Annotated in this window: 11 protein-coding genes; 2 read left to right on the plus strand and 9 right to left on the minus strand. The window is 37.2% G+C overall.

The genetic code is table 11. The features are described 5' to 3' along the window. Positions 1-13: 13 nt before the first annotated feature. From IGM09_RS10455 to IGM09_RS10490, 8 genes are all read right to left on the minus strand, one after another. Positions 14-1096, minus strand: a complete 1083-nt coding sequence (locus tag IGM09_RS10455) for a M42 family metallopeptidase (protein ID WP_002367214.1) — start codon at positions 1094-1096, stop codon at positions 14-16. Positions 1097-1308: 212 nt separating this feature from the next. Next, the gene (dltD, locus tag IGM09_RS10460; RefSeq protein WP_010707183.1) at positions 1309-2583 is read right to left on the minus strand and encodes a D-alanyl-lipoteichoic acid biosynthesis protein DltD; all 1275 of its coding nucleotides are present in this window, start codon (positions 2581-2583) and stop codon (positions 1309-1311) included. Further along, positions 2583-2819: a D-alanine--poly(phosphoribitol) ligase subunit DltC gene (gene dltC / locus IGM09_RS10465; protein ID WP_002356389.1), complete on the minus strand. Its 237-nt coding sequence runs from the start codon at positions 2817-2819 to the stop codon at positions 2583-2585. The genes dltD and dltC overlap by 1 nt, the downstream gene beginning before the upstream one ends. Before the next feature lie 32 nt (positions 2820-2851). Continuing rightward, a complete protein-coding gene (gene dltB, locus IGM09_RS10470; protein ID WP_002382500.1) occupies positions 2852-4057 on the minus strand; it encodes a D-alanyl-lipoteichoic acid biosynthesis protein DltB in 1206 nt (401 codons plus the stop codon). Further along, on the minus strand, positions 4054-5574 hold the full coding sequence (gene dltA, locus IGM09_RS10475) for a D-alanine--poly(phosphoribitol) ligase subunit DltA (RefSeq protein ID WP_010713131.1): 1521 nt from the start codon (positions 5572-5574) through the stop codon (positions 4054-4056). Before dltA ends, dltB begins: the two co-directional genes overlap by 4 nt. Positions 5575-5588: 14 nt before the next feature. Beyond that, positions 5589-5738 (minus strand): teichoic acid D-Ala incorporation-associated protein DltX, encoded by a 150-nt coding sequence (locus tag IGM09_RS10480; protein WP_002356384.1) that lies wholly within the window; start codon positions 5736-5738, stop codon positions 5589-5591. A 203-nt stretch (positions 5739-5941) separates the two neighbouring features. Then, positions 5942-8038, minus strand: a complete 2097-nt coding sequence (locus tag IGM09_RS10485; protein WP_002384061.1) for an ABC transporter permease — start codon at positions 8036-8038, stop codon at positions 5942-5944. Further along, positions 8028-8795 carry an ABC transporter ATP-binding protein gene (locus IGM09_RS10490; RefSeq protein WP_002356382.1) on the minus strand — a complete coding sequence of 256 codons (768 nt, stop codon included), beginning with the start codon at positions 8793-8795 and terminating at the stop codon, positions 8028-8030. Before IGM09_RS10490 ends, IGM09_RS10485 begins: the two co-directional genes overlap by 11 nt. Before the next feature lie 405 nt (positions 8796-9200). On the opposite strand from IGM09_RS10490, the gene nrdD reads away from it, so the two are divergent. Together nrdD and nrdG are read left to right on the plus strand one after the other, a co-directional pair. Next, positions 9201-11384, plus strand: coding sequence for an anaerobic ribonucleoside-triphosphate reductase (gene nrdD / locus IGM09_RS10495; RefSeq protein WP_002382497.1), 2184 nt, complete (start codon positions 9201-9203; stop codon positions 11382-11384). Between the two features lie 32 nt (positions 11385-11416). Continuing rightward, positions 11417-12013 (plus strand): anaerobic ribonucleoside-triphosphate reductase activating protein, encoded by a 597-nt coding sequence (nrdG, locus tag IGM09_RS10500; RefSeq protein ID WP_113826070.1) that lies wholly within the window; start codon positions 11417-11419, stop codon positions 12011-12013. Positions 12014-12057: 44 nt separating this feature from the next. Here nrdG and dinB read toward each other — a convergent pair whose 3' ends face one another. Beyond that, a complete protein-coding gene (gene dinB, locus IGM09_RS10505) occupies positions 12058-13173 on the minus strand; it encodes a DNA polymerase IV (protein ID WP_023894966.1) in 1116 nt (371 codons plus the stop codon). Positions 13174-13189 lie beyond the last annotated feature (16 nt).

Consider the following 13189-nt stretch of genomic DNA (forward strand, 5'->3'; position numbering starts at 1 on the left):
ATCCTTTCTGAAACTAATAACTAGTCAATTTAGCGACTGTTTCTTTATCTAGACGTTTCACCACTTCTGTGACTAATTTGACTGTGTTGAAATAATCATCTTCATGAATAACTGAGGTATGTGAATGCAGATATCTAACAGGCACCGTGATGGCTAATGATGGAATCCCGTTGCGCGTTAAATGCATGCGACCAGCATCCGTACCTCCCCCTGTAATTACTGTATATTGGAAGGGAATGTTATTTTCTTCCGCCACTTGAATAACAAAATCACGTAATTTTTTATGCGGAATCATTGATGCATCATAAATCAAAATTTGTGGCCCTTCACCTAAAACAGAGTCGGCTTCTTTAGGTGTCATTCCTGGTGTGTCACCAGCTGTTCCTGTGTCTAAAGCAAACGCTATGTCTGGATTCACAAGATGCGTACTTGTTTGCGCACCGCGTAGCCCGACTTCTTCTTGCACATCACTGCCTGCAAATAAAATATTGGGGTGCCCTTCTGTCGCTAAATTTTCTAAAACTTTTAATGAAACGGCCGTACCAATTCGGTTATCCCACGCTTTTGCCAATAAAAATTTTGTATCATTCATGCGACGATAGTCAATATATGGTGTCACCATATCCCCTGGATGAATCCCCCATTCTGCAACTTGTTGATCGCTACTTGCACCAATATCAATAAACATATCTGCAATCTCATAGGGTTTGTTACGAACTTCCGCTGTTAACACATGCGGTGGTTTAGACCCAATGACACCATGGTAAACCTTACCAGTCGTGGTTTTAATCTGAACTTGTTGGGCCAACATCACTTGCCCCCACCAACCGCCAACGGTTTGAAATTTTAAAAAGCCTTTTTCTGTGATTTGGGTAACCATGAAACCGACTTCATCCATATGCCCAGAAATGTAGACTTTTGGTCCTTCTTTATCACCAACATTTTTTGCAATAATACTGCCAAGGCCATCATATAAAAATTTATCCGCATACGGTGCTGCATACTTTTTAAATAACGAACGTACTTCGTCTTCATTCCCAGCAATCCCTTTAGCACTTGTTAAATCAATTAACATTTTTTCTTCTTTTGCATCCATAAAAATAACTCCCCTCAAAAACCAATTTTATCCATTATACCACGAACTAAAAAAATACTTACAAAAAATAAATTGAGCAACGTTCTCCACTAAAAGTAAACGAAAAAACAGCCTGCACGCTCGTTATTCAACGGCAGGTACAGGCTATTTTCATTGTTACGAAGCGTTTCTAGTCCGCTTCAGATAATTGGTACTTGATCCATCTTGCCTTCTTAAAATTGAGGTAAGACCAATGGATTTTGTTGTTGCCAATCTGTCTGATAAAAACGATCATCAATTTGATACGCTAACTTTTTAGACGCAGGTTGTTTCATAAATTCATCTACTTGACGATCAACAGCGAGCCAACCACGCCAACCTAAATGAATCGTGTCCGCCATAAAGTAGCGTTCATTACTACATGTTGAGAAGTCAGCAATGTTAGTAAACCCTTGCTCTTGAAGTTGATATTTCAGCTTGCGTGCTACTTGTTGCAGCATATCTTGTGACAAGCCCGTATAGTCCGACCAACGTTTGTTAACAGGTGGGATTACAAATAAAACATCGACATTTTTTTCTGCTAACTGTTCTAACGCAGCTTGGAAATCACCATATTCTGGAGAAAAACGGTAATCCCATTTCTTTTGTGAATGAGCTAATTTCGGTAAAACTGGTTTAATCCGTTGGCGATAAAAACCGTTACTAATTTCAAATTTATTATTATTAATGGCTTTTGCCGCAATTTTTCCAGCTAGCTGATCTAATTCATTAAAATTATACGTAGAAGGTAATTGTTTCATATCTTTTTCAACAATTGGTTCTCTGCTAACCATGCCAATTTGGCTAAACAATTCATCTTCACGATTCAAGAAACGGAGATTCATTATAAAATAATCTCGTTGAGAGCGTTGGGGAAGTTGCCCTGCCTGCAGATTTGCCAAAGTTTCCATTAAGACTTTGTCTTTTTGAACAACTGGAAATTTGGTCAAACGTTGTGCTAGATATTGGTCACCGCTGGTTAATTCGGTTAAATTAGCTAACCATTGATAGGTTTGTAATTGTGAATAGTGTGCACCAAAACTATCATTAGGTACACCCTTTTTGACAAACCATTGCGGAGATAAAATAAAGACCGCTTTCTTATTGGCAATCGCATCGCCCATCGAATGAATGACCATTGCTTGGGTTAATGACTGTGTGCCCGCTTCTCCTAGTAAAAACGGTCGGTAGTTCCGTTGATACTTTTCAGAGAGCACACTAGGGTGGAAAGCACTAAATCGACTTAATTCAGAAGAGCCAAAAAAAGGAACATATTTACCAGAAGCCACTGCTTTGTTTTTAATCACATTGCCTTTTAAAACGTTCGGTGCCATTGACGTTGATGCTTCCTTCAACGTTTTTTCGGAAGTTAAATTGATTCTGAACGGTGCAAAAAAGAACACTGCAACCAAGACCGCTGAACAAAGCACTGGACCTAAGATTCTGATTAGTCGTTTTTTTCTAGACATTATTGTAAAGCTTCCACTTGTTGAATGATTTGTTTTGGTGTTCCCCATACTTCACGGTCAAAGTCTGATACAGGAACTTGGATTCCTAATTGTCCTTCAATTTCTACTAATAATTGAACCGTTGCTAAAGAGTCCAATAATCCTTCTTCAAATAATTGAATGTCTTGATTGTTCACAACTTCGTCTGTTCCTGTAATATCTTCTAAAATGTTTAATACTGTTTCTTGAATGTTCATTGTAAATTGCCCCTTTATATTTTTATTTTTGTTTATTTAAACCATAGTTTGTCTAAAAATCCTGAGAAAATCAGGAAGCTGACACAAACCGCTTGGAAAGTTAAAAAGACTGCAAATGCATGTGTAAATTTGTTTGATGGTATCTTGTCTTTATGTTTTTTCTTAAAACGTAGCCAAGCATCTGTTACACAAATTAGTGTTGCATGGTAGAGCCCATAAGCGATGTAGAACCACGTTAATCCATGCCAAATGCCCATGATTAAGAACAACGCAAAGTAACCAATATTAGAAGTCACAATCCGACTCTTAAAGACTTTCTTTTTCATTAAGAAAAACATTAAGCGCATGTAAATGTAATCACGGAACCAAAAAGATAAGGTCATGTGCCAACGATTCCAGAATTCTTTAATATTCCAACTTAGGAACGGTTTGTTAAAGTTCATTGGTGTATCATAGCCCATTAAATAACTTGTGCCAACGGCCAGTAAACTATAGCCTGCGAAATCAAAGAATAGATACAAACTGTAATTATACATATAGCCGACTGTCCACCAAGATAAACCACCTTGTGCCAAGGCCATTTTTTCCACATGTGGTAAAAAGACACCACCAAGATAATGACTGATAATAAACTTATATAAAAATCCTAGAAATAAATAAAAAATTCCTTTTTCTAAAAAGTCTAAATATTTCTCCGCACTCGGCGGGTTTTTCAAATCTTTTTCAAAGCGCCGATAACGATCGATGGGTCCTGAAGAAATAGTCGGGAAAAACAAGAGAAACTGAATGTAACGAAACGGATGATATTCTTTCATTACGCCATCCCGTAAATCCATGACCACTTGGACCGCTTTAAAGGTTAAATAAGAAATCCCTAAAAAGCCAAGTAAGGTTGTTTTGCCTGTCATGAAGGGAGAAACTTTCACCCAAACAAGCGGTAATATAGCTAAAAAGACAGCCAGATAAAAGACCCAACCTGCATTTTTATTTTTTCGATAAGCCGCATAGCCCCACGTTAGTAACGTTTGATAAATAACATATACAATCAGAGCGACTCCTTGTTGCCAAAATTCGCCACCAAAACTGATATATAGAAAGACCAGTGTCACGAGCGTTTGATACCAAGGCCAACGTGTCCCTTTAATGGCTAAAGTTAAAATCATCGGCAACAAGGCCGCAATTAGCAGAACAAAGTAATACGGTGCATTATAGGGAATCATATGAGGAAAATTCATCATGTGGCATTCACCTCATTCATCAACCCTTTCCGATCAATTTTGCCATTACTTGTCAAAGGTAATTGTTCAACATATACAAATTTTTGCGGAATCATATAGTCCATTGTCAACGTGGCTAATTCTTGTTTAATTGCCTTAGTTAATTGAAAATCACTTGAAAATTCATGTGCTTGCGGAACGACATAGGCAATTAATTGTTGGACTTTATTTCCTTGATATTTCGGCACAACGACTGCTTGTTTCACGTAGGAAACATTCGTTAAGTGATGATCCACTTCTTCTAACTCAATGCGGTAGCCATGCAATTTAATTTGAAAATCTAAGCGTCCCTCATACTGCAATAGGTTATCGACTAACTTTCCAGCATCGCCTGTGCGATAAGCTGGTACGCCATCTAATTGGAAAAAAGCTTCAGCTGTTTTCGCAGGATTATTTAGATAGCCTTTGGAAACACTTGGTCCAGCAATGACGATTTCACCAATTTCACCTGCAGGTAATTTTGACATGCCTTCCATAATATAAATTTGCGTATCCTCTTTCACATACCCGATTGGTAAACGTTGGACACTTTTTAAAACTTCTTGAGTGATTTCAATGGCACTAATCGCTACAGTCGCTTCTGTCGGCCCATACGTATTATAAATATGCGCAGTTGGGAAACGAGCGGCTAATTTTTCAGCCGTTGGTTTTGGTAATTCTTCTCCACAGAATAAAAACGTGCGCAGTGCTGGTAAATGTTCACCATCAAAGCTTGGTTCCATTAGACACAATTCAATAAAGGACGGTGTTGAAACCCAGACGTCGATTGTTAATTGTGGCAAACGCGTAAATAATTGTTTAAAATCGTTAATGATTTCATTGGGTAACGGAGTTAATGAGCCACCTAACGCCAATGCGGGATAAATAGACATCACCGATAAATCAAACGAATAAGGTGCCTGTGCTAAAAAGCGGGCCCCTTCTTCTAAACCAAAATCTTGCAACAACCAATTCGTAAAGCTAACTAAATTATCATGGCTGATTTGCACACCCTTTGGTACGCCAGTTGTCCCTGAAGTGAAAATGATATAGTAATTACTTGCTCCTGTGACAGGCGTCAACGCAGGCGCATATCGGGGTGCATGCATCATCATTTCTGTTAATTCTTCCGCCGTAATTACTGGCACTTCGGTGGCTAATTCAGGCCATTCATGCACAGCAATCACTGCGGTTGGTTTGGCTACGTTTAGAATTAGTTCAATGCGTTCTTTTGGTGTATGTGCATCAATGGGGATATAGCTAAAACCAGCTTTCGATGCGCCTAAAAAACTCACAATCATTTCAAAATCTAATTCTCCGTATACGACAATCGCTGACTTGTCCGTTTTCAGCTCAGCTAAATAAGCGGCTAGATTGTCTGACTTTTCTTTTAACTCTCCATACGTAGAGACTTTTTCTTCGGTTAAATAAACAGGACGTTGGGGTTCTTTACGTGCCCATTCATCAATCGTTTGAATCATATTAATTACTTTTTCCATGTATAGCCGCCTCCTTAAAACTCGTTATAAATGAAGGTTCCTCCATTGATATTCTTGTAATGATAAAGATAAATTAATGCAATGACAATGAAAGAATAAAATAACGTTTTACCGATGAATTTAAGACTTTCGTTATTGAGAATTTTCTGAAAAGTTGTTTTCATTATCATTCACCTCCTAAGGTTAATCGCTATCCATTATTTTATGCTATATTTCAGCAAAGTCCATTGAAATTTCTTACAATTTAATAAAAAAACTAACAATTTCGTCACTTCTTAAATTTTCATGATTTTCATAAAGGGAACTCTCATAATTTTTTCGCATAAAGAAACTGTAAAAACCGCTTCACAACGGCTTTTACAGTTTTTTAAAAATGGATGTGTCGAATCATCCGCGCATAAATGGCAGACGTTAAAATATAAAAAATTAGATAAACAATTATTAAGATTCCACAAGAAAGATATACTAACAAATATCCTGGACTCTTAATAAATTGGCTTAACAAATAAATGGCAAAGGTGGTATGCAAAATCCCAATGACCATCGGCGGAAAGAAAATCAAACTATTCTGTCGATAAATTTGCTTAGTTATCGCTTTACTAGAAACACCCATCCGTTTTAAAGTCACGTAATCTTGACGCTCACTTACAGCTGAAAACAGTTGTCGTAACATCAAAATACTGCCCGTAATAAACAACGCTAAAATTGCCACAAACATGGAGACATATAAAGTCAAGCCGTTAATTTTTCGTTCATAGCGTAAAGAGGCGTAGCGATCATTCATATTTAGCCGCCAAGTTTCTGTGACATCATCTTGCGTATTCTTTACCTCTTCGTTAGGCATTTGTTTGGCAAAACCACTCAACTGCTGGTTATTTTTTTCATACTTATACAAAATTGGCGCTTGCCATTCTGTGGCAATCTGTTTATTTACGGCTTCATAAAGTTTTTCACGGCTTTTCGTGTCAACATTTACGGCGTTAATCTGATACTGAATGGAATTTTTTGTCACTTTCTGATAAAGGGCATCGGAAACGACAATCGTTGGTAAGGAATATTGCAATAAAAAATTGCCTAGATAGTTAGGCAGCACTTGTTGCAGTTGTGCCTTCTCTCCTTCAACAAATTGCAGTTTCGATTCATAACGAGACATACCACTTAAAATATTGGTAAAGCTATCCATATAGATAACACTTTGGTCATTTTTTAAATGTAAATCGTTTAAATAAGGATTAATTTTTTGATAGTTGCGGTAATTTGAGAAGGATAAAACATTAACTGCTTCAATCGTTTCTTGTTCCTCTTGCGCTTGACCAATTCGCAAACTTCGTTCAATTCCAGTAATTTTATAAGAAAGTGTCACTTCATTTTTTATTTTGGTGTCCTTCGCTTCATCGAGAACTTTCTTCAATTTAGGATAGCTTTCCTGTGAAACTAAAAAGTCCACGGGGCCATCACTGTTGACCGTGTGCATACTAATCGTATACACAAAAACCATCACGCCAATCCCACTCAAGGCTGTCGCAATTAACAAGGTCAAACCAGTGAGTGTTTTGCTACTTTTAAATAAGTAGCGTTTGGCATTGCCTAAAGTAATCATGCGTAAATCTTGGTAATACCATTTTTTTCTATGATTAAATAAGCGAATGATAAAATACATGGTATAACGGAAAAATAAATAAGTTCCCACCACACAGAGACCCAAAATGATAAAAGGCGTCAATGTAATAATCATTGGAATCGAGATATCCAATGAATCATTTAATTGTTTATACACAATACCTGTCGCTAAATTCCGAAAATCAAACGCAATAAAATAACCAGCCAGTAAACAAATAGGTCCTAAAATACCTAGAAACTGCCGCCGTTTCGTTAAACGACTATAATTAATTTGACCAATTTTTTCTTGGTGCATAAGCTGCGACAATGGATAACGATAAATCATCCAAATACTTCTTAAGCAGACAATCAAAATCATAAATGCAAAAGCTACACCGGTTTCAATAACGGAACGCCAAGAAATATAGAAGAAACTGGGGACTTCTAAAAACATAACTTTGGCTAAAATCATTGAAAACAACTTGGTGAAAATCACTCCTAAAATAATTCCATTAATTAGTGAAACAAAGCCTAAAACTAAATTTTCTACTAAAAAAATTAGTGAAACTTGGCTCTTTCTCAAGCCAATTAATCGATACAAGCCAATTTCTTGGCTACGTTTTCCTATAAAAAAACGATTTGCTGCCAACATAAAGCCCAAAATAATAATGGTGACTAAGGTACTACCGAGTCCTAAAGATCGCTTAATTTCGATATCACGGCCTGCACCTGCGACAAGAGGCTGGTTGTAAGCAATCGCACGGAAACAATAATAAACGACCGCTGCAAAAGTCATACTAATGTAATAAACCAGATAATTAGGTACATGAGCTTTTAAATTTTTTAATGATAGTTTAAAAATCATTTGCGCGCCCGCCTCCACCAATCGTTGCTTGCATATCTATCACACGATTAAAAAATTCCTTACGTGATCCTTGACGAACAACTTCTGAGAAAATCGCACCGTCTTTAATGAACAAGATGCGATTGCAAAAACTGGCCGTGTACGGGTCATGTGTCACCATCAAAATTGTGGCATCATCATGTAGATTAATTTCAGCTAAATATTTCAACAATTCTGTTGCTGATTTTGAATCCAGCGAGCCAGTTGGTTCATCTGCAAAAATAATTTTAGGGTTCGTAATCAAAGCACGAGCAGCTGCTACTCGTTGTTTTTGTCCCACAGAAATCTCTGGTGGATAAGCAGATAAAAGCTCCTGAATCCCCAAAATCGAAGTCACATGTAACAAACGTTTATCCATTTCTTCTAATGAAACTTTTTCTACAGCTAAAGGCAACAGAATATTGTCCTTCACATTTAACGTATCAATTAGGTTAAACGATTGAAAAATAAACCCCATTTCGTTTCTTCGAAAATCACTTAATTGATTATCTCGCATTTTTAAAATATCTTGTCCGGCGATGCGCACGATTCCTGCGGTTGGCAAAATAATCGAGGATAAGACATTCAACAGTGTCGATTTCCCAGCACCACTGGGACCCATAATCCCCACAAATTCGCCTTCATCAACGGTAAACGAAATATTATCTAATACTTCTGTTTTATTATTTAAACGACCATATGTCTTGCTGACATGGTTTACTTCTACAATTTTTTTCATTTTTCTCGCTCCAACGTTTTGTTATTACTCTTATTTTACCAAGAAAAAATCTGAATGAACATCGTTTTATCTTACAATATCGTTCGGTAGTCAAAGAATAATTGGCATTTCGTGAATAAATCCGCAAACAATTATTATTTAATAATTGTTATTTTTTAGTGTTGCTTTTAGCAATTTGGCAAAAAAATCTTTGCTGTTTTTTAATTTGGACAAAGAATTTTTTTCACGCAAAAAAATTTGCTCAATCCTTTTCTTCATTTGTTTTCATATTTTTTCAAAACAGTGCAAGCACAATATATAGTGTTTGTCTAGTGATATTTTACTAAAAATACGCAATATATCGATTGAATTTAGCCGACCTTTGTATTAGGATAGTTACTAACGAGATATAAGGAGCTGGATAAAATGATGAAGATTACTGATGAAAAAGCCGAGGATGTTAATCTCTCAACAATTAAAGTCGTCAAACGGGATGGTCGTTTAGTGACTTTCGATGATCAAAAAATATACGATGCTTTGATCAAAGCTGAACAAAAAATACATGACCAAGTCACTCCTTTGACACATCAAAAAGTCCAATCGATTGTTGCCGATGTCAATCGAGAAATTGCCGAACGTTTTACCAATAACGTAAAAATTTATGAAATTCAAAATATTGTGGAACATACTCTGCTATCCAACAACGAATATGCCTTAGCCGAAGAATACATTCATTACAGAACCCAACGTGATTTTGAGCGTAGTAAAGCGACTGATATTAATGTATCTATCGGCAAATTAATTAATAAAGATCAGACTGTCGTGAACGAAAATGCCAACAAAGACAGTGACGTTTTTAATACGCAACGTGATCTAACCGCTGGGATTGTTGGAAAATCAATTGGTTTAAAGATGTTGCCTTCACACGTGGCTAATGCCCATCAAAAAGGCGACATTCACTACCACGATTTAGATTATCATCCATATACGCCCATGACAAACTGCTGTTTAATTGATTTTAAAGGCATGCTAAACAATGGCTTTAAAATTGGGAACGCTGATGTCGAATCACCAAAATCAATTCAAACGGCCACTGCACAAATTTCTCAAATTATTGCCAATGTAGCTTCCAGTCAATATGGTGGTTGCTCTGCTGATCGGATTGATGAATTATTAGCGCCTTTTGCGGAACGTAATTATGAAAAACATTTAGCAGATGCGCAAGAATGGATTGAAGGAGAAGAACGCCAAAAAGCATTCGCTCAGAAGAAAACGAAAAAAGATATTTTTGATGCCATGCAAAGTCTTGAGTATGAAATTAATACCTTATTTACTTCCAATGGACAAACCCCTTTTACTTCTCTGGGATTTGGTTTAGGTACCAACTGGTTTGAGCGAGAAATTCAACGGGCGATTTTACAAATCCGAATTAATGGTTTAGGGATTGAAAAACGAACAGCTATTTTCCCAAAACTAATTTTCACAATTAAACGAGGCGTCAATGCGCAACCTACTGATCCAAACTACGATATTAAACAGTTGGCACTGGAATGCGCAACGAAACGCATGTATCCTGATGTTTTAAACTATGATAAAATCGTTGAACTAACAGGTAGTTTTAAGGTACCAATGGGCTGTCGTTCCTTTTTACAAGGCTGGAAAGACGAACAAGGTGAAGAAGTAAATGTTGGCCGAATGAATTTAGGCGTTGTGACCTTGAACTTACCAAGAATCGCTTTAGAAGCGCAAGGAAGTCAAGAAAAGTTCTGGCAAATTTTAAATGAACGTTTAGCGATCGTTAAAGATGCTTTGGTTTATCGGGTTGAACGTGTTAAAGAAGCTAAACCAGCGAATGCACCGATTTTATACATGTATGGTGCATTTGGAAAACGTTTAGCTACACAGGATGCCGTAGATGAACTGTTTAAAAACAAACGTGCCACGGTTTCACTTGGCTATATTGGCTTGTATGAAGTGGCTTCTGCCTTTTACGGCGGTGCTTGGGAGGACAATCAAGAGGCCAAAAACTTTACACTGGATATTTTAAAAGAACTGAAAAAAAATGCCGACAACTGGGGCAACGAATACGGCTATCATTTTAGTGTCTACTCTACACCGAGCGAAAGCTTGACTGACCGTTTTTGCCGTTTAGATACTGAAAAATTTGGCATCGTCGAAAATATTACAGATAAAGAATATTACACAAATAGTTTCCATTATGATGTACGCAAAAATCCAACGCCTTTTGAAAAACTTGATTTTGAAAAGGATTATCCAAAATACTGTTCTGGTGGTTTTATCCACTACTGTGAATACCCCATGTTACAGCAAAATCCCAAAGCACTTGAAGCTGTCTGGGATTACGCTTATGACAAAGTTGGCTATTTAGGAACCAATACGCCAATTGATCATTGTTATGCCTGTGGTTTTGAAGGGGACTTCCATCCAACTGAACGTGGCTTTGAATGTCCAGAATGTGGCAATCATGATCCTAAGACTTGTGATGTCGTTAAACGGACTTGTGGTTATTTAGGTAACCCGCAAGCTCGCCCAATGGTACATGGTCGTCACAAAGAAATTTCCTCTCGTGTGAAACATTTAAAAAATTAAACTCGATTATTCTATAGAAAGAAGTTTTGCTGATGCGTAATCCGAAACCACAAGAATGGAAAACCGAAGACTACAGCCAAAAAAAGATTGCCGATTACAAAGCGTTCAACTTTATTGATGGCGAAGGTGTACGCAATAGTTTATATGTGAGCGGCTGTCTCTTTGCTTGTGAAGGTTGTTTTAACAAAGCTGTCCAAAATTTCAATTACGGTACGCCGTTTACAGAATCTTTAATGAATCAAATTATTGAAGATTTGTCCCATGACTATGTCCAAGGTTTGACTCTTTTGGGTGGTGAACCCTTTCTGAATACAGATGTTTGTCTTAGTGTAGTCAAACGTGTGCGGGAAACATTTGGCTCAGCCAAAGATATCTGGTCTTGGTCAGGGTATACCTTTGAAGAACTACTTTTAGAAACGCCTGATAAGCTTGAACTACTCCATTCAATTGACATTTTAGTCGATGGGCGTTTTGAACTGGCAAAACGTAATTTAAATTTACAATTTCGTGGCAGTAGTAATCAACGGATTATTGATGTACCCAAATCACTTGCTGCTGGCAAAGCTGTTATTTGGGAAAAATGTCATGACGCCGAAACGTCTTATGAACAAATCAAAAAATCAATTTAAAAAAGTTAGCCCTTTAGCCATCTCTTGAGGATGTGTCTAAAGGGCTAACTTTTTTCCCATAAAGGTAAAACAATGTTTTCATACGCTAGTGGATCTAAATTCGTTAAAGTAATGCCTAATAAACGGATTCCTTGTTCTAAACCTAAAATATCTTCCCAAATTAAATTCGCTTGATAGAAAAGTTCTTCTTTTTTAGAAATATATTCAGGTAATGTCACACGTTTCGTAATCGTCGTATAGTCAGTATAACGAACTTTCAGGACTACTGTTTTGCCATGTTTTTGCACTCGTTGCAATGCACGCTCAACACCTGCTGCTAATTGTCTCAATTGAGCCGTAACCTGCTCTTCCGTCGTTAAAGGGGTGCCGTAAGTATGTTCCTTGCCTACCGACTTACGATCTCTAGTCACTTGAACTGGCGCATCATGGATACCACGGACTTTACGATACAATGAATAACCCATTTTACCGAATAACCGAATCAACGTCATCTCATCTTGCTTGTATAAATCTGCTCCAGTAAAAATCCCTAGTTCATGCATTTTAGGCACTGTTTTTTTCCCGATTCCGTGGAAATCTTCAATCGGTAATGCTTTCAAAAAATCTTCGGCCTCTTCTGGTAAGACAACCGTCAGGCCCTTTGGTTTCTGAAAATCTGATGCTAACTTGGCTAAAAACTTATTGTAACTAACACCTGCCGAGCAAGTTAACTGCAATTCATGCCAAATATCATATTGAATCATTTTCGCAATTTTAATAGCCGACTTACTGTTGACCTTATTTTCAGTTACATCTAAATACGCTTCGTCAATAGATACTGGTTCAATCACATCTGTATAGCGGCGAAAAATTTCACGGATTTCTTGAGAAATTTCACTATATTTCTGATAATTACCTGGCTTAAAAATGGCACTTGGACATAGTTCATACGCCTTTTGAGCACTCATAGCCGAGTGAATACCGTACTGTCGAGCAATATAATTCGCTGTGGTCACCACTCCTTTGCCCCCAGTATCACTTGGATGGCGCGCAATAACTAACGGATGTCCTACTAGCTCTGGATGATCTCGTTCTTCAACTGAAGCAAAAAACGCATCCATATCTATATGTATAATTTTTCTCGACGTATCTTTTTTTAAGGGAAAACGTAATTCGCTCATCATTTTGATTCGCCTC

It is taken from the genome of Enterococcus sp. DIV0167 (assembly GCF_050541555.1).
Lineage (GTDB): Bacteria > Bacillota > Bacilli > Lactobacillales > Enterococcaceae > Enterococcus > Enterococcus faecalis.